At 63.2% G+C, this 17421-nt stretch carries 15 protein-coding genes and 1 pseudogene; 13 read left to right on the top strand and 3 right to left on the bottom strand.

Annotated features, from left to right (window positions below; genetic code table 11):
• Positions 1-40 precede the first annotated feature (40 nt).
• The 3 genes from PM3016_RS22900 to PM3016_RS22890 are packed head-to-tail and all read left to right on the top strand — an operon-like array spanning position 41 to position 3528.
• A complete protein-coding gene (locus tag PM3016_RS22900; RefSeq protein ID WP_041619222.1) occupies positions 41-1471 on the top strand; it encodes a M23 family metallopeptidase in 1431 nt (476 codons plus the stop codon).
• A 21-nt stretch (positions 1472-1492) separates the two neighbouring features.
• Positions 1493-2401, top strand: coding sequence for a Vgb family protein (locus PM3016_RS22895; RefSeq protein WP_014371122.1), 909 nt, complete (start codon positions 1493-1495; stop codon positions 2399-2401).
• Positions 2398-3528 carry an S-layer homology domain-containing protein gene (locus PM3016_RS22890; RefSeq protein ID WP_041619221.1) on the top strand — a complete coding sequence of 377 codons (1131 nt, stop codon included), beginning with the start codon at positions 2398-2400 and terminating at the stop codon, positions 3526-3528. Before PM3016_RS22895 ends, PM3016_RS22890 begins: the two co-directional genes overlap by 4 nt.
• Before the next feature lie 100 nt (positions 3529-3628).
• Here PM3016_RS22890 and PM3016_RS22885 read toward each other — a convergent pair whose 3' ends face one another.
• Positions 3629-3949 carry a hypothetical protein gene (locus PM3016_RS22885; RefSeq protein WP_013918946.1) on the bottom strand — a complete coding sequence of 107 codons (321 nt, stop codon included), beginning with the start codon at positions 3947-3949 and terminating at the stop codon, positions 3629-3631.
• A gap of 167 nt (positions 3950-4116) precedes the next feature.
• On the opposite strand from PM3016_RS22885, the gene PM3016_RS22880 reads away from it, so the two are divergent.
• The 5 genes from PM3016_RS22880 to PM3016_RS22860 all read left to right on the top strand — a co-directional run bounded on the left by PM3016_RS22880 (position 4117) and on the right by PM3016_RS22860 (position 9342).
• On the top strand, positions 4117-4752 hold the full coding sequence (locus PM3016_RS22880; RefSeq protein WP_236628898.1) for a DUF975 family protein: 636 nt from the start codon (positions 4117-4119) through the stop codon (positions 4750-4752).
• A gap of 160 nt (positions 4753-4912) precedes the next feature.
• Entirely contained in the window at positions 4913-6364 is a 1452-nt protein-coding gene (locus PM3016_RS22875; RefSeq protein WP_014371120.1) for a flagellar hook assembly protein FlgD, read from the top strand.
• 87 nt (positions 6365-6451) lie between these two features.
• Entirely contained in the window at positions 6452-7801 is a 1350-nt protein-coding gene (locus PM3016_RS22870) for a WD40/YVTN/BNR-like repeat-containing protein (protein ID WP_014371119.1), read from the top strand.
• A 252-nt stretch (positions 7802-8053) separates the two neighbouring features.
• The gene (locus PM3016_RS22865) at positions 8054-8503 is read left to right on the top strand and encodes a nuclear transport factor 2 family protein (RefSeq protein WP_014371118.1); all 450 of its coding nucleotides are present in this window, start codon (positions 8054-8056) and stop codon (positions 8501-8503) included.
• Complete coding sequence (locus tag PM3016_RS22860; RefSeq protein ID WP_014371117.1) at positions 8503-9342, top strand: NmrA family NAD(P)-binding protein; 840 nt, start codon at positions 8503-8505, stop codon at positions 9340-9342. Before PM3016_RS22865 ends, PM3016_RS22860 begins: the two co-directional genes overlap by 1 nt.
• 96 nt (positions 9343-9438) lie before the next feature.
• On the opposite strand, the pseudogene PM3016_RS22855 reads toward PM3016_RS22860, so the two are convergent.
• Positions 9439-9988 (bottom strand): annotated as a pseudogene (locus PM3016_RS22855) (TetR/AcrR family transcriptional regulator).
• A 207-nt stretch (positions 9989-10195) separates the two neighbouring features.
• Between PM3016_RS22855 and PM3016_RS22850 the strand changes: the two are divergent.
• Together PM3016_RS22850 and PM3016_RS22845 are read left to right on the top strand one after the other, a co-directional pair.
• Positions 10196-11743 carry an FAD-dependent oxidoreductase gene (locus PM3016_RS22850; RefSeq protein ID WP_013918939.1) on the top strand — a complete coding sequence of 516 codons (1548 nt, stop codon included), beginning with the start codon at positions 10196-10198 and terminating at the stop codon, positions 11741-11743.
• Positions 11744-12115: 372 nt separating this feature from the next.
• Positions 12116-12829, top strand: coding sequence for a 2OG-Fe(II) oxygenase (locus tag PM3016_RS22845; RefSeq protein WP_014371114.1), 714 nt, complete (start codon positions 12116-12118; stop codon positions 12827-12829).
• A 164-nt stretch (positions 12830-12993) separates the two neighbouring features.
• Here the strand turns inward: PM3016_RS22845 and PM3016_RS22840 are convergent, their stop codons facing one another.
• Positions 12994-13779 (bottom strand): RNA ligase family protein, encoded by a 786-nt coding sequence (locus tag PM3016_RS22840; RefSeq protein WP_014371113.1) that lies wholly within the window; start codon positions 13777-13779, stop codon positions 12994-12996.
• Between the two features lie 495 nt (positions 13780-14274).
• Between PM3016_RS22840 and PM3016_RS22835 the strand changes: the two genes are divergently transcribed.
• Genes PM3016_RS22835 through PM3016_RS22825 form a run of 3 tightly spaced genes read left to right on the top strand, consistent with a single transcriptional unit; the run spans position 14275 to position 17295 of the window.
• A complete protein-coding gene (locus PM3016_RS22835; RefSeq protein WP_013918935.1) occupies positions 14275-15429 on the top strand; it encodes a type III polyketide synthase in 1155 nt (384 codons plus the stop codon).
• Positions 15422-16162, top strand: a complete 741-nt coding sequence (locus tag PM3016_RS22830) for a methyltransferase domain-containing protein (RefSeq protein ID WP_014371112.1) — start codon at positions 15422-15424, stop codon at positions 16160-16162. Before PM3016_RS22835 ends, PM3016_RS22830 begins: the two co-directional genes overlap by 8 nt.
• The gene (locus PM3016_RS22825) at positions 16159-17295 is read left to right on the top strand and encodes an NAD(P)/FAD-dependent oxidoreductase (RefSeq protein ID WP_014371111.1); all 1137 of its coding nucleotides are present in this window, start codon (positions 16159-16161) and stop codon (positions 17293-17295) included. The genes PM3016_RS22830 and PM3016_RS22825 overlap by 4 nt, the downstream gene beginning before the upstream one ends.
• Positions 17296-17421 lie beyond the last annotated feature (126 nt).

Here is a 17421-nt window from a genome sequence, read left to right as displayed (position 1 = left end):
CCGGCACCCGATGCCGGCGAACAGGAGAGGAGGAAGCTGCGTGGCAGGAGGAGAAGACGGCATGAATCCGGATGGCTTCCGGCATAGGCGCAGAGGCAGGAGCCGGCCGAGGCTGCTGCCTCTGCTGGGCTTGTCTCTGGCTGCGGCCGGGGCGGCGGTTCTCGCGGCTGTCCTCGTCAGGGAGCCGGTCGGCAGTGTTACGCCCGGAGTTGAGTCAGTGACTGCCTTATCCACGGACCAGCCCGCTCGCCGGGAGGCGCTGGAATTTCGGATGACGGACCCCGACCACGGCTGGATCCGCTATGCGGACGGTGTCCGGACCACATCGGACGGAGGGATCACCTGGACGGACAGCGCGTCGGTACCGGCGGACCCGGCTTGGGGAGCGGCGGAAGGGCAGGAACTGCCGGGGCCGGAGGAGCTTCCTGCCGTGAAGTCCCTGCAGTTCCAGGCCAGAGATTATGCGGTGAAGCAGGTCCAGTTCGTGAGCCCGGAGCTGGGCTGGGCGCTCGTGCAGGATGAAGGCGAGCTGGGCGGCGGGCTGCTGGTCACCGGGGACGGGGGGCGCTCCTGGCAGCGGGAGGTCACGCAGCCGGTCCGCGATGCCATCCGCCGGGCGAAGCTGGAGCTGCAGGGACGGCTGAAGGAAGCTCCCCTGTACGCGTCGGCGGAGGCCGCCCGGTTAGTCTTCCGCTCGGAGTGGCTGGTGATGCCCGAGACGGCGGTTCCCGGGGGCGCCGTACTCATCCGGCATACCAAGCCGGGGTCCGTGTATTGGAACGGCCGGACTTATCGGCTGGAGCCGTACGGGGCGGGCTACTTCACCTATCTGCCGATCGGGATGGATGTCAAGCCGGGCCGCTACCCGATCGGGGACAAGATGCTGACGGTAACCTCCAAGAAGTATCCGTCGCAGTATCTCGAGGTGACCGAGGAGATGAACCGGATGCGCCAGGACACGAAGCGGATTGCCGCCGACCAGGCGAAGATCAACAAGGCGCGCAGCGTGTCGCAGCCGGAATTCCTGGCCGGCGGCCCTTATATTCTTCCGGTCGAAGGCCGGCTGACCACCCCCTACGGACATACCCGCTATGTGAACGGGAAGTTCAGCGGCGCCCACCTGGCCGTGGATCTGGCGGCGCCGGAGGGCACGCCGGTGCAAGCGGCGAACGAGGGGGTCGTCGTTTTGGCGGATTCGCTGTATTTGACGGGCAACTCGATCTATCTCGATCATGGCATGGGCCTGTTCTCGCAGTACGCCCACCTCTCGAAGCTTCAGGTTCAGACGGGAGACCGGGTGAAGAAGGGCGATATCATCGGACTTGTCGGCACCACGGGCTTTTCGACCGGGCCGCATCTGCATTTTGCCTTCTGGGCGCATAACGTGCAGGTGGACCCGAATCTGTTCTTCGGCCGCAGTCCGTTCCACTGGCTGTCGCTGCCGGAGGGGTCCGGGACGGAAGTCCGCTAAAATAAAGGGAGGCGATGAGGAGTGCAGGCGAGGATTCAGGAGTATCTCCTTACGGAACAGGACACGGCTCCGTACGGCATCACGGCCGGTCCGGACGGCGCGCTGTGGTTCACGGAGCAAAAAGGGAACCGGATCGGCCGCATCACACCGGACGGGGAGATGAGCTTCCACCCCGTTCCCACACCGGAGTCAGGCTTATCCTGCATCACGGCGGGGGAGGACGGCGCGCTCTGGTTCACGGCCTACAAAGCAGGCCGCATCGGCCGGATAACCGTGGAGGGCGTCATCACGGAGTTTGCGCTTCCCGGGGACGGCTCGGCTCCCTTCGGCATCACGCCGGGGCCGGACGGCGCCTTGTGGGTCACGCTGACCGCGGCCGGCCGCATCGGCAGGGTCAGCCTGACGGGCGAGATTACGGAGCATGCCCTTCCGCAGGCCGGCTGCTTCCCGTCTTTCATCGCCTGCGGACCGGACGGGGCCCTCTGGTTCACCGAGAACCAGGGCAATGCGATCGGGCGGATCACAACGGACGGTGAAGTCCGGGAGTATCCGCTGCCCCGCGAGAAGTCGGGGCCTGTGGGCCTCGCCTGCGGTTCGGACGGAGCGCTCTGGTTCACGGAGCTGCTCGGGAACCGCATCGGCCGGATCTCCACCTCCGGGGAGCTGCGGGAATATGAGCTGCCGGCGGAGAATGCCAGGCCGCACGCCATCACCCCGGGCCTGGACGGGGACCTCTGGTTTACGGAATGGGGAAGCGGGCGGATTGGCCGCATTACGGCAGGCGGCGAGCTCACGGAGTACAGCATCCCGACGGAAGGGGCGGAGCCTCACGGTATCGCGCTCGGCAGCGACGGGGCGGTCTGGTTCGCGGAGGAGTGCGGCCGCATCGGACGGCTGATCCCTGAAGGTCCGGGCGTGCCGCAGGCATGAAAGAGACGACAGGAACAGGCTCAGGGGGGCGGTTCCGCCGCATGGGGCTCCTCGTTCTCCTGGCGGCCGCAGCCGGCGGCGGAGCCGGATGGAGCGGCGTCCGGGCGGCGGAAAACACAGGGGCGGCGGAGCTGTCCGACATCCGTGGGCACTGGGCTGAGCGGCCGATTACGGCAATGACGGAAGAGGGGATCATCGGCGGCTATCCGGACGGCACCTTCCGGCCGGAAGGAACGGTGACCCGAGCGCAGTTCCTGAAGCTGGTTGTCACGGCTGCGGCGAAGGGGCCGCTTCCGGACGCGGACGGGGCCGTGTTCGGGGATGTGCCCGCGGAGCATTGGGCGGCATCCTATGTTTCAGCCGCGCTGAAAGAGGGCATTATCGCGGGCGGTGATGCAGGGAGCAGCCTGCGGCCGGAGGAAGAGGTGACCCGGGCGGAGATGGCCGTCCTGCTGGCCCGGGCGCTGAAGCTGAAGGAGGAGCCGGAAGCCGCCGGCTATGCGGATACCCTGGCACTGCTTGAGGCCGGCTGGATCGGTGCCGCTGCCCGGGCGGGGATCGTGAGCGGCTTCGAGGACGGCACCTTCCGGCCCGCAGCACCCGCCACCCGCGCCCAGGCGGCCGTGATGATCGCAAGGATGGTGGAGTACCTCGACACCGGCACGGCCGGTGCCGGGCAGGCCGGTAAGGAGGACGCGCCGGGAGACGGGACCGAGCTGCTCGACCCGGACTCCTTAAGCGTCGGCAGGCTGCACGGCACGGACCTGTTCCTCGGGATGCCGAAGAAGGATGTCCGGTCCCAATACGGCGCCCCCTTGTCCAGAGGAGCCAGCGAAGGGGGATATACGCTCGAGTATCCCCGGATTCTTAAGGGGCGGATGGTGACCCTGCATTTTCCCTATATCTTCGATGAGCTGGAGGAGGAGTCCGTCAAAGCCTATTCCCTCGAGCTGGACCTGCCGCGGACGGGAATCACCGGCCGGCTGGGCGAGCCCGAGAGCGAGGGAGAAGACGAGGCGTACGGCGGCTACTTCCTCTTTTACCGGTTCGGGATGTACGAAGTGTTCTTCCATGCACCCGAGCAGGACAGCAGGACGTTCACGATGAAGGTGATCGACAAGAGCTGAACCCGGGGACAAGGTGGCGGGAGTTATTCATCACGGCAAGATTTGAGGTTATCCGGAGGGGTCCGGATAGCCTTTTTTTCGTTGGCGATGGAAGTCCTCATCAATCATACTTATCCTCATCGATCCGGCTGACCTTCTCTAGGATGAGCTCGGCCTCCGTCTCGAAGTTGAGATGCAGCGGGCCGGGGAGCCGGTCGGTCAGGCTCTCGACCTCGGGGAGCGCCATGAAAGCCTCCAGCGTCCGAGGCGGGTTCTTCAGTCCCTCATACCATTCCCGGACGGCGTCGATCAGGCGGTAGAAGGAGGACTCGAATTCGTTCGCTTCCGCCTCCTCACCGCCGCCTCCGGCTCCGGCCATGGCGCTCCAGTTCTCCAGGGCGGTGTGCAGCAGGTGCTCGACTTTATCATTCATGCGGTTCATAATCTGCGCCTCCTTTTTGCCCTTATTATATCAAGCCATCGGGAGAAGTTCACGGGCAGAAATTGGCAGGAATTAGAAAAAACGGATGACAAACCTTCGTATATACCTTACAATATAGGGCGTAAGCACCATCATTCATCTGAGGCAGGGAGCGAACGGTTTTGATTATGACGAACAGCGAAATCCGCAAAAGCGCTAGGGAAGCGCTCACGGGAAACTGGGGGCACGCGGTCTTATTTGTCCTGCTGACAACAGCGGTCAACATGTTCTTCGGTTATCTGAGCGATGACCGGGTGGAGGTGCCCTGGCTGCTCGCGCTGGTGATCTTCCTGGCGAACATCTTTTTCTCTACGATGATCACAACGGGTTACGAAGCCTTCTTCCTGTCGATCTCCCGCGGAGACAGGCTCGGGATCGGGCAGGTCATCGACTACAGCTTCAAGCACTTCTGGCCTTTTTTCAAGCTGACTCTGGCCATGGGACTCAAGATCCTTGCCTGGACGCTGCTGCTCATCATTCCGGGCATCATTGCCGGTATCCGGTATGCGCAGGCACTCAACATCAAGATCGATAATCCGCAGGTGGGCTCCTTCGAGGCGATCCGGATGAGCAGCGAACTGATGGACGGGCACAAGTGGCGGTACTTCTGCCTGCAGCTCAGCTTCATCGGATGGGCGCTCGGCTGTCTCCTGACGCTCGGGGTCGGGTTCCTCTGGCTGGCTTCGTATTACAAGACATCGATGGCGGAGTTCTACAATCTTCTGATCTCCAGGAACGGAAGTCATTCGTCCATCGAAGAATAAGGCAGCGGCACGGAAATCAGGGCAGCAGGTCAAGCGAATCAGCTTATGTGCGGGAGCATAGGCTGATTTTTTTGTATGGATGGGGGGAAATGGATACAACATTCCGGCCGTCCGCCGCGTCTGTAGGGTTATCCGTTGAAGAGAATCAGGAGGATGGAACATGAAAATGAAACGGCTGGTGCTTCTGACGTTGATGACCGGTGTACTGCTTGGAGGAAGCGGCTGGGCTTCCCTGGCCCAGGCGGAAGAGGCAAAGGTCTTGCGTCTGCCCATGTCTCTTCTGCTGAGCGAGCAGACCACAACCGTATACAGTGAGCCGGGAGGCACGGCGTTGTTCGCGTTGGCTCCACAGTTCGTCAAGGTGAAAGGGGCGGAGGAAGGCTGGGAGCAGAAGCTGATCTACGGGGAGCAGCCCGAAGTCTGGTTCCGGATTGAGACGGATCTGGGAGAGCGCTGGATCAAGGTGAGTAATCCGGAGCTCGATCCCTACGAATACGAGACGGTTCTGCTTACAGGGAGTGAGAAGCTGTATGACAGCCCCAAGGGCACGGGAACATCGGCTGGGACGGTGGGGGCGCAGGCCGTCAGGGCCATTCACGAAGAGAACGGGGCCTTCCGGATTCTCTCCTATAACGGGTACAAGTGGATCAGGCCGGTGCACCGGATCATTCGGGGATTGGGGCCGCACCTGACTAGCGTGTCAGACATCAGCCTGAATTCAAGAACGCCCTTCTTCAAGGAGCCGGATGCCGGAGGACCGGTTCAAGGATGGCTCAGTGCTCAGTACCTGCGGAGTTCTGAGAGCTATGGATCATGGTATAAGGTCGATACCTGGAAGGGACCGTACTGGGTCAACACGAATATCGGGGACCCTTGGGATCTGCGGCAGGAGGAGACGAAGCTGACTCTCGGGCAGAAGACGGCGGTCTACGAGCATCCGGATCACCGGGCGCGAAAGCTCGGCGAGCTGTCGCCTCAGACGATCGAGGTGTTCGAGCGGGGCAGCGGGTGGCATCACATCCGCAGCTCGTGGCTTGGGGACGCCTGGGTGTATGCTCCCGCTCCGGCAGTAGATCCGCTGACCTACCAGGCGCCGGAGGAGGGGGCGGTCGTCGAAGTGAAGGGAGCCTGGAGTGCGCTGCAGCTCGATCCCGGTTCAACGTATGTAGCCGGCTATCCCATCTCGCCTACGGTTGGAGTGATGTCGGACCAACCTGCGAGTACGAACGGCGGATTTCCTTATAGAGAATCTTTGAAGCTTCGTGTCATGATCTCCAATTCGTCAGAGGAGGCGCTGCGGCTGGAGGATAGCCGGGATATGATGGCGGAAATCGTGCGGTATGACGAGGGCCGCAACAACCCCGCCATCGTATGGACGGGAAGGCTGCCGGCCTTGACCGCCGTCTTCCCGGGGCGGATGGCCTCTCAGGTGCTGGAGTTCGAGTGGGACCAGAAGGACTCCGAAGGCAGGCAGGTTCCTGCAGGCAGATATGAGTTGCGGATCAAGGAAGGGCCGGTTACCTATATCGAGGAGAGCACGAATGAAAAGAAAACGCAGCAGGTTCAATTCGATATGCGCAGCAGAAGGCCGATCGATATAGCCGCCCCGTAAGCACTCATTTCGGGTAAAGATAAGAAAAGGGTCTTTACCGTATAGAAATAACAGCGCACGTACACCTGCCCGAAAGGAGCTAGTCTCATGCAAAAATATCCCATAATGACGTCCCGGCCGCGCTGCGGCCGATCCCTTCTGGCGCGGCTTCGCAAGGAACATCGGCGTCCCGCCGGAGCGCTCCCACCGCTGGCCCTGACGCTGCTGCTGGTCCTCGGCGGCTGCGGGCAGACGGCGGGCATGCCGCCGGACAGCACCGCTTCCGCTCCGCCGAAGACCGAGGCGGCCCCCTCCGCCGGCGGTCACGCGGCTGCGTCTGCCGCTCCGGCGCCTGAGGGCAAGCGGCAGATTCAGGCCCGGCTGACGGGCTTCCGGGCGCTGGATGAGGGGACCGCCTATGCCTGGGGCCTGGCGTCCGGCGGACACTTGCGCCTCTACCGGACCGAGGACGGCGGGACCACCTGGGCGGAAGCCGCCTCTCCGCTTGCCGCCGAGTCCACGGCGGATCCGGGTCCGGAGGCTTTCCGGGTGCCGGACCGAAAGCATCTGGTCTACCTCTCGGCGGGGCACAGCCTGCCGGCATCCCTCGCCATCTCAGCGGATGGAGGGAGAAGCTGGAAGAGCGGTACCCTGCCGGAAGAAGCCTCCGGTGGAGAGGCGGTGTTCACCTCGAAGCATCATGGATATCTTGTAACCCAGCCGGACGCGGCGATGGGCAGCTCGCAGAAGCGGATCTACGAGACCGCCGACGGCGGATTCGCCTGGGCGCTGGTCATGGACAATGCTTCTCTGATCCAGCGTCCGGAAGAGAAAGCCGGGGTGCTGCCGCTGGCCGGCTTTGCCAACCGGGGCATCGCCTTCCGCGGCGACAGCGACGGCTGGCTGCCGCTCGAATCCAGGACGCCGGGCAAGGTGACGCTCTTCCGGACGAAGGACAAAGCAAGGACCTGGCACGAGGTGCCCCTGGAGGTTTCGTCCCGGGACGGGCAGGGCCAGCCGCAGATTACCGGCGCTCCGGTGTTCTGGGACAGCGAGGCCGGCGGAGGCTGGATGCCGTATGAGTTCCGGCATGGCGCGACCGTAAGCCTCGGCGCCTACTTCACCTCGGACGGCGGGGAGACCTGGCAGCTCAAGGCTTTCGGCCCGGAGACCGACGTGAGGGCGGCGCTCCGCAGTACGGGGCTGACCTTCCTCTCCGCCCGGGAGGGCTGGATGTGGAACGGAGCCCATCTGCTGCATACCGCCGATGGAGGCGCCTCATGGGAGGTGCTCGGCGGCAGCGGCGTGTGGGAGGATACGCTGGAGAGCTTCCCTGAGCTGATCCGGCTGGAGTTCGTCTCCCCACTGGACGGCTGGGCCCTGGTCCGCAGCGAGAAGGCGGACGCGTCCAGGCTTTTGAAGACGAGGGACGGGGGGAAGACCTGGGTGGTCCTGTAGGGCCGCACGGTTGTCCCGGACCTTGGATTCCGGCGGGGGCGTTCAGCCAAGCCTGACGTCCGTTGTATTTAATGTGTTACATTCAAGAGGGAGCCCAGTGGACGGGCGCATCGATGGAGCAGCGAAGATGGCTGCTCCTTTTTGGCGCTGGCGTTGAGAAAAGATGCTTTCCAGACTAAACAGTCAAAATAATACTTGACCAATCAGTCCGGAATGAGTATGATAAAAGCATCACAAACAGGAAAGGAATGGATGAACATGACGGGTAAGGATATTATGCAAGTACAGGGAACCGAGGGAGCAATGAAGGAGATCATGAGGGAATTTATGGAGTCGCTGCTCGAGGGGGACACCGGCAGGTGGGCGGAGCTCTTTCATGAGGAGGCCGTGTTCGAATTTCCTTATGCACCGGCTTCCATGATCCAGAGGCTCGACGGAAAGGCCGCGATTCAGGACTACATTCGTCACTTCCCGGAGCTTCTCGTCATCCATGAGTTTACCGAACCGGTGTTTTATCCTTCTTCCGATCCGGACCGCGGAGTGGTGGAATTCGGCTGCCGGGGGGAGAGCGTGCAGACCGGGAAGTCTTATGTGCAGAGCTACATCTCGGTCATCGAGCTGAAGGACGGCCGGATCATCCATTATAAAGATTACTGGAATCCGCTTGCCGCCCTGGAAGCACTGGAAGGAGGGGAAGCGTAATGATTCTCGTAACGGGAGCAGCAGGCAAGACAGGAAGCCGGACAGCGAGCCGACTGAGGGAGATGGGATACCCCGTCCGTACGGCGGGCAGAAACCGTGCAGCGGCTGCAGGACACGAGGGAGAGCATGTCGTGTTCGACTGGAATGAGGAGAGCACGCATGAAGCGGCCCTTGAAGGGGTGAGCGCCGTGTACCTCGTCGGGCCCCTGATGGTGATGGAGCCGGCGAAGATCATGATCCCGTTCCTTGAGAAGGCCTGGAAAGCCGGTGTACGCCGGGCCGTGCTCCTCAGCAGCGCTTCGGTGCCCGAGGGAGGGCCGGTATTCGGGGAGGTTCACCGGTACCTTCGGGAGCAGGCGCCCGAGTGGGCGGTGCTGCAGCCGTCCTACTTCATGCAGAACTTCACGGAAGGCCCCCATGGGGCGGCGGTCCGGCAGGGCGGGGATCTGGTGACCGCAGCCGGGGAAGGCCGGGTGGCTTTCGTGAATGCGGACGACATCGCGGAAGTCGCTGTACGCGCACTCACCGACTCCGTACCGCATAATACGGCTCACGTCATCACGGGGCCCGAGGCACTGACCTACGGCGAGGCGGCGGAGATTCTGAGCCGTACGGCAGGACGGGAAGTGCGGCATGTCTCCGTAAGCCCACGGGAGCTGCAGCAGCAGTGGATGGCGCTCGGCATGCCTGAGGATTACGCGGCGTTCATGGCCGGCCTCGATGAGGGCATCCGCGACCGCGGGACGGAGAGCCGGGTAACGGACACCGTGGAGAGGATCACAGGCCGCAGGCCGGTCTCGCTGGCGGAGTTCCTGTCCGTCGAAGCTCCCGTATTCTGAGCCGCAGGCCCCTCCCAATAGCAGCACTACTGCGCCTTTCCCGGGCCGTGTGCTGCTTTTTCCTTTCCGACCGCAGCGTGAGTTCGCTGCTCCGGCTCATGCTCCGGCATCCAATACCGAGAGCGTGACTCTGGCGATGTCCCTCAGCGTCTCCCGGTCGACCCCCGAGCGGGCCGTAAAGACAAGCGACATCCGCGTATGGTGCGGATAGCGGGCCAGCGGCTCCAGCTTCCCGTCCGGCCAGGCGGCCGGCAGCTCGCCCTGCTCCCGCGCCCGGAGCAGCGCCCGGTAATGTGCGTCCTCAAGCAGCGCCGTGCTTGTATCCACGATCCGGGCGATCTCCGGGTCCAGCGGAGCCTGCTCGACGGCGCTTTTGACGATGAAGCACTCTTTGAACAGCTCGCGCTCCTGCAGCACATCCACCGTCTGCTCGAACATGACCGTCAGCGCGTCCCGGACGGAAGGCGACTCCTCGAGAATCCGCACCACCTCGCTGTTTTTTCGTCAATGTACCGGCTGAGCGCCGAAATGAAGAGTCCCGCTTCGTCCCATACGTATCGTAGAGACTCTGGAGGGTGATCCCGAGCTGCTGGAGCAGCTGCTGGAGCGAGGTGCCCTCATAGCCGTACTGGCCGAACACCTTCATTGCTTAATATAAGTCTGCGTCGAATTCTGTTCCTGCCCACGCGGCGTCCCTCCTGACTCCCTCCGTTGTAGCCTTGATGCGCCGGCGCTTCAATAGGTGGAGCGGACGGTGGAGCGGGATAGGGATTTTCCAGATTACGGGATAATCAGGGGTTCTTGGGGGACACTAGCGGTTAAATAGGTTGTAAAAAAAGGAGTATGAGCACACATGGCAGCGAACGAGAAGGAAGCATTCACGGCTTTGCCCCAATATCCCGAATCTTATTGGCTCGACTCGGCGGACGTGCCGCAGTACCCGAAGCTGACCCAGGATCTTCACGCGGATGTGGTGATCGCTGGCGCAGGCATCACCGGCATGCTTACCGCGTACCTGCTCCTGCAGAAGGGAGTGAAGGTCACCGTGATCGAAGCGGGCCAGGTGCTCTCCGGAACGACGAAGCATACGACAGCCAAAATCACCGCCCAGCACGACCTCATCTATGACGAACTCATCTCCCACTTCGGCAAAGACAAGGCCCGCCTGTACTACGAGGCGAACCGGGAAGGCCTCGAGCTCATCGTCCGTACGGCGGAGGAGCTCGGGATCGACTGCGGACTGACACGCGAGGATGCGTATGTCTACACCACTTCCGACGACTACATCGGCAAGCTGCAGGCCGAGGCCAAGGCTTATGAGGAGCTTGGCATTCCGGGCGGCTATGTGGAGGGGCTGAAGCTTCCTTTTGCCACCAAAGGGGCGGTGGTCATGCGGAATCAGGCGCAGTTCAACCCCGGGATCTTCGTAGCGGAACTCGCGAAGGAAGTCACGTCACGCGGGGGACAGATCTTCGGGGAGACGACGGTCGTGAAGGTAACGCCGGGGAATCCCATCTCGTTCACCACGGATGCCGGACATAAAGTGTCGTGCGGCCGGCTGATCTCCTGCTCCCACTATCCGGTGCATGACGGCGGACAGTTCTACTTTGCGCGGATGCATGCGGACCGTTCGTACGCTGTGCTGGCCAAGACCAAGGAGGCTTACCCGGGGGGCATGTACCTCAGCGCGGAGGAACCGAAGCGGTCCCTGCGTTCCGTCGAAGTGGACGGTCAGCCCATGGTTCTCTTCGGGGGCGAGAGCCACAAGAGCGGGCAGGGCATCTGTACGTTCCAGTACTATGAGGCCCTGCAGAAGTTCGGCCAGAAGACCTTCGGGCTCGAGGAGATCGCCTACCGCTGGTCGGCCCAGGATCTCACGACCCTCGACAAGGTGCCTTACATCGGCCGGATGGGAGAGGAGGGGGACAAGCGGAACCTGCTGGTGGCCACCGGATTCAAAAAGTGGGGAATGAGCCACTCGGCCGCTGCCGCCCTCCTCAACAGCAGGCTGGTTACCGGCGAGGGAAGCCCGTATGAGGAGCTGTTCCAGCCGTCCCGGTTCCACGCCGATCCGGAGATCCGGGAATTCGCCATGCACAATGCGAACGTAGCCAAGGAGCTCATCAGCGGCAAGCTCCAGTTCCCGCAGACCCGCGTGGAGGAGCTGAAGGCCGACGAGGGCGCCGTCGTGCGGATCCGCGGCCGCCGGACAGGAGCCTACCGCGATCCCCAGGGCGAGCTGTACCTGGTGGACACGACCTGCACGCACATGGGCTGCGAGGTGGAGTGGAACGAGGCGGAGCGTTCCTGGGACTGTCCGTGCCACGGCTCCCGGTTCGCCTACAACGGCGATGTGATTGAAGGGCCGGCGAAGCGGAGCCTGGGACAAGTGCAGCTGTGAGGCGGGAAACGGTAAGCCATCCTTGGTGGCGTGTACCGGGGAGCGGAATCCGACATTGCATTGAGGCGGCCGTCTGAGCATGCAGCCTAATCTCTGTGTCACAGGGATACGGCAGGAAGCAGGGGAAGGGCCAAGCCATCCGGACAACCGGATGGTTTTTCTTTTTATCAGCCGCAAGGTGAGCATGAGGGAATGAGGTCGTGGAATCTTGACGCAGAGGAGGCATGGAGACGAGGTCAGAGCTTGGCGGACGCAGCCGCCTGTCGATATGTTGCTGCGATAGCCGGGGGCTGTGTTCGCGGAGAAGAGCGGGAGGTATACTGGGAAGGAGTAAAGGAAGCGCATCCCCGAGGGGAAGAAAAGAGGGAGAACATGACAGCTGAACTCGCCGAACGGATCGCCGCTCTGGACTGGGGCCCGATCCGGCAGGCACTGGAGGAGCAGGGGTATGCCAAGCTCCCCGTGCTGCTGGGCCCGGAACAATGCGGCGGTAACATTGGCCTGTACGGGAACGAAGCCTGCTTCCGTACCACGATCGATATGGCCCGCTACCGGTTCGGAAAGGGGGAGTACAAGTACTTTGCTTCTCCGCTGCCGGAGGCGCTGCAGCTGCTGCGGGAAGGACTGTATCCCGAGCTCGCCCGGACGGCAAACAGCTTTCTTGAGAAGCTGGGACATTCCTCCGAGTATCCCGCCGCTTTAGGGGACTTTCTGGAGCGGTGCCGCCTGCAGGGGCAGCGGCGTCCGACGCCCCTCATCCTGAAGTATGAGGAAGGGGGATACAACTGTCTGCACCAGGATCTGTACGGTGACGTCTATTTTCCATTCCAGGCCGTCTTCGCCCTGAATCAGCACGGGAAGGACTACACCGGCGGGGAATTCCTGCTGGTCGAGCAGCGCCCGCGGGCCCAAAGCAGGGGCCATGTCATCACGCTGGAGCAAGGGGAGGGGCTGATCTTTCCCACCCGCGACCGCCCTGTGCCCGGGACCCGGGGCTATTACCGGGCCACCCTGCGGCACGGCGTCAGCACGGTCACTTCAGGAACCCGGTATACGCTGGGCATCGTGTTTCATGATGCCAAGTGACCGAGGGAGCCTGATGAAGGGTGAGCGTAAGCTTGCGAACACGGGCCTTCGGCCTGTGTTTTTTTGTTTTACTCCGCTGCTTCGGAATCCCGTTCAGGCTCATCCCTCGGCCTATATTCCTTCGCAGCCGACTGCGATCTGGCTAGGGCGGCGGCGTGCTATCCCTATCCGCGGAAGGTTCTTTCGTAATCATCGAAGCGAAGCTTGCGGATCAGCTTGCGGTCGGCGGTCCGCGCGATTACGCCTTCCGATCGGCCGGCTGTATCCAGGCCGACTTGCGTTTGGCCGAAGGGCTTCAGGAAGGAGAAGGTTCCTTCGAGGGTGCGCGGTACATCGGCACCGCGCACCCTGGCAAGGAGCGGGGCGTAAGCCAGATGCAAGGTGTGTACGAAGTCCATCCGGCGCTCCTCCGAATAGAAGGGCTGCTGGCCATGCTCCCGCCACGCCGCAATCTTTTCCTGGGGCAGTGACAGGAGGCTCTCCAGTTCTCCGGCGTTCAGGGAAAAGACGTCGAATACCCGGCTGCCCTGCGTTTGGTTCGCAGTATAGTTCTTGGCGGCTTTCGTTTTGCCCCCGTACGATTCCTGATAGATCACGGTCAGCGCCCAATCCCTTGCGGGCAGAGAGACGCTGAGCAGTGCAGCGCACAGTTCTTCGGCGAGCGGTCTCAGAAAGGCCGCAATGTTCCCGTAAGGGTTGCCGATCCGGTCCCCCTTCGCATACAGCAGCTCCTCCCTCGAACCGATGAGATAATCGATGCCTTCTTCGTTCCGGAGCAGAAGGATTCTCGAATTCTCCCCGTCCACCTTCTCGTATACATAGACGTCCTCCGTCTCCGGAAAGCCCCGCGATTCCGACAATGCCTCCGTCAGACGCCCTCTGTCTCCCAGACTGTGATAGGTTAGGATGCTCGGGTACTTCGTTAAGGAGTTCAATTTGTTCAGGTCCATGCTCAGCAGCGCTCCATTCCTAAAAAAGAAGTAGTTTGATTATACAGCTTCACCGTGGTTTAAGGAGAGTTATTGCCGGTTTTTTGGTGAATAATAACATTACGTTTCTTGGATTTGGTAGGGCTGTTTGTTTTTTAGGTTTTTGGCTCTTTGGTGTCTCGTTTGCACTTTGCATTTGCTTTTTGGGTTTGCTTCCATTGTATTTGCTTCTGGGTTTGGTCATCGTTTCTGGCCGAGTCTCCGCTTTTGGTCGGGTCTCCGATTTTGGTTTTGATTTTGGTTTGGTTTTGATTTTGGTTTGGTTTTGATGTTGGTTTTGATGTGGGTTTTGGCTTGCTATGGGGTCCTACCCAGCGACGTATTCCGTTTTTGAAAGCGACCTTTGAACGAAGTTCAACGGAGCGCAAAAACGGAACTACGAGCATGGAGCGCAAAAACGGAACTACGAGCATGGAGCGTAAAAATGATATACGAGCATATGAGGAGAGTGGGAATATGCAGCACCCTGTGGCACAGGGAGGAGCGGCGATACTTGGCATCGGCACTGCACTGCCGGACCACCGGATCGACCAGCAGGAGGTACTGCAAACGCTGTCGGAGATCATGGGAGAGAAATCAGACGGGTACCGCTGGGCGAAACGCATTTTCAAACAGTGCGCCGTAGAGACCCGCTATACGTGCGATCCCCGCATTCTGCAGGGAGCAGGCGGCAATCCTTACCTGCGTGCCGCGGAGGAGGAGACCCTCGGGACGAAGGAACGCATGGAGGTGTACCGCCGCGAGGCGCTCCCGCTCGCGGTGCGTGCCGCAGGCGAGGCGCTTCGGGACAGCGGTACGGAAGCGGCGGAGGTCACCCATCTCATCACCGTGAGCTGCACGGGCCAGTTCCTCCCGGGGCTGGACGCCCTGCTCGTGCGGGAGCTCGGCCTGTCCCCTCGGACGAACCGGATTCCCCTTCACTTCCTGGGCTGTGCCGCCGGGCTCAAGGCTGTCGCCCTCGCCGGGCAGCTTGGCGCCGCCGATCCGCAGGCCCGCATCCTGGTGGTCAGCGTGGAGCTGTGCAGCCTGCATATCCAGCCGGGCCTCAGCCGGGAGGACCTGTTCGCCGCGTCCTTCTTCGGCGACGGGTCCGCTTCCTGCGTGATCGGCCGTCCGGACCGGCACCATGCAGGCATCTTCCGGCTGGACGGGGACCGGAGCGTCCTCTTCCCGGATACGTCGGAAGCCATGACATGGGACGTTGGTGATCACGGCTTCGATCTGTACCTGTCGCAGGACATCCCGCGCCTGCTCGGGGGGAACCTGCCGCCGGAGTTCGAGCGCTTCATAGGCCCGGGGGAGAGGCCGCGGTTCTGGGCGATTCACCCGGGCGGGAGAGGCATCGTCGATACCCTGCAGGAGATGCTGGAGCTGACTGATGCCGAGACGTCCTACAGCCGGGGGATCCTGCGGAACTACGGCAATCTCTCCTCGGCCACGATCCTGTTCGTCCTGCGTGCCATGCGGGAGGACCTGCGCAGCCAAGGCAGCGGACAGGCCGCCGGAACGGCGATGGCCTTCGGGCCGGGGCTGACCGCCGAGCTGGTGCGGATGACGTATCTTCCGGCCGAAGTCCCCGCAGCCGCCCAAGAGGAGGGCCTCTATGTATAGGGCGCTCAAGGAAAGGGATCTGAGGCCCGAGCTCATGGACGATTTCAGCAAAGGCGGGGAGGACCTCCGGGAGGCGCTCCGCCATCTGAGGCGGCTGAACCGGGTGTTCCGGGCGGCGGCTCCGACCCTGTACGGCGTCCGGAGGCTGTGGGAGGCGACGGGGCGGCCGCGGACCTTCACCGTGCTGGATGCCGGCGCGGGCTCCGGCGACGTGAACCGGCGGCTGCTCGGGTGGGCCGAGGCCAGCGGGATTGACATGCGGATCACGCTGGCGGATATCACGCAGGAGGCGTGCGACGAGGCGGCCGCCTTCTTCCGCGACGAGCCGCGGATCGAGGTGCGCCGCTGCAATGTTCTCTCCCTGGAAGAGGGCTGCGCGGATGTTGTAACCGGTTCGCAGTTCCTTCATCACTTCGACCGGGCGGAGCTGCCGGGGGTCGTGGGCCGGATGCTGAAGGGGGCCAGGCACGGCGTCGTGATCAATGACATCCACCGCCACTGGATTCCGTGGTCCGCCGTCTGGGTAGCGGCGCGTGTGCTCTCGCGCAACCGCTATATCCGGCATGACGGTCCGCTGTCCGTGGCCAAGGGCTTCCGCTCCGCCGATTGGGAATACCTGAAGGAGCAGCTCGGTGCCGAGTCCTTCCACTATACATGGGTGCCGCTCTTCCGATATGCCGTAGTGATCGGCAAGGCGTCCGCGTCCCAGGCGGACTGGAGCGTCCCCCGATGAGCCGGGTATATGATGCGGCGGTCATCGGCGCCGGCATCGGGGGAAGCGCGGCAGCGATGGCGCTGGCAGGCCAGGGCTGGGACGTGCTCCTGCTCGACGGCCGCCGCTTCCCCCGCCACAAGGTCTGCGGAGAGTTCCTCTCGCCGGAGTCCCGCTCCATGCTGGAGTCGCTGGGCTTCCGCGAAGCCGTCGCCGCCCTGAGCCCGGCTGAGCTGACGCACGCCAGGCTCTACTGGGGCGGAGGGCCGCCGCTGGAGGTGGCGCTGCCCGGCCGGGCGATCGGGGTGAGCCGGCAGGCGATGGACCCTGCACTTCATGCCGAGGTACGCCGGGCCGGGGCCGAAGTGCTCACGGAGACGGCAGTGACCGCGGTCGGCAGAGAGAAGGAGGCCTACCGCGTCGAAACCAAGTGCGGCGGGGCGACAAGAGTCTTCCGTGCCCGGGCGGTCATCGGGGCCTGGGGAGGCGGACCTTCCCGGCTGTCGGAGGTCCGTGCGGCCGATTCCTCCTACGTCGGGGTCAAGGCGCATTTCGGGGGCGTGGCGATGGAGCCGGCCGTCGAGCTGTTTGTGTTCCCCGGCGGGTACCTGGGGATGGCGCCCGTGGAAGGGGGCGGTGTGAACGTGGCGGCTCTGCTCCATCAAGAGGCGTTCGCCGCAGCCGGAGCCGAAGCCGGAGCAGGCAGAGGCCCGGGCGCCGCCGGGCTCCTGCTCGAGGCCGCCGGCAGGCACCCGCAGCTGCGGGAGAAGCTCGCCGCAGCCGCTCCGCTGCCCGGCACGGAGGCGGCGATCGTCCCGAACCTGCGCCGCAGGCCGCAGGCCTGGGGCAGCTTCGCCCACGTCGGCGACGCCTGCGTGACGATCCCGCCCCTCTGCGGGGACGGGATGTCGATGGCGCTGCGCTCCGCGCTGCTCTGCACCCGGCTGGCGGACGGCTTCCTGCGCGGCAGCCTGACGGAGGAGCAGTGGAGGAGGCAGTATGAACGCGGCCTCCACCGTGAGTTCGCCGGACCGCTGCGGTGGGGCACCTGCTCCAATCGCTGTTCGCCAGGCAGGCGCTCGCGGGACCCGTCATGCGTCTCGCCCGCAGCGTGCCGCTCCTGCCGGAGCGGCTGCTCCACGCTACGCGGCTGAGAGATGTACGGCTGTAGTAGAGCGCTGCGGAGATTGCGGCAGGCCGAAAGCCTCATTCACCGGGAGGCTTCCACGCGGGACCCGGCTCTTACGGGCAGCTGCACACCCGCCGAAGCATTCGCTCTC

This window comes from Paenibacillus mucilaginosus 3016, from assembly GCF_000250655.1.
Taxonomy (GTDB): Bacteria; Bacillota; Bacilli; order Paenibacillales; family NBRC-103111; genus Paenibacillus_G; species Paenibacillus_G mucilaginosus.
The sequence above is the reverse complement of the archived record's forward strand: the minus strand, read 5'-3'. Positions and strand labels throughout refer to the sequence as shown.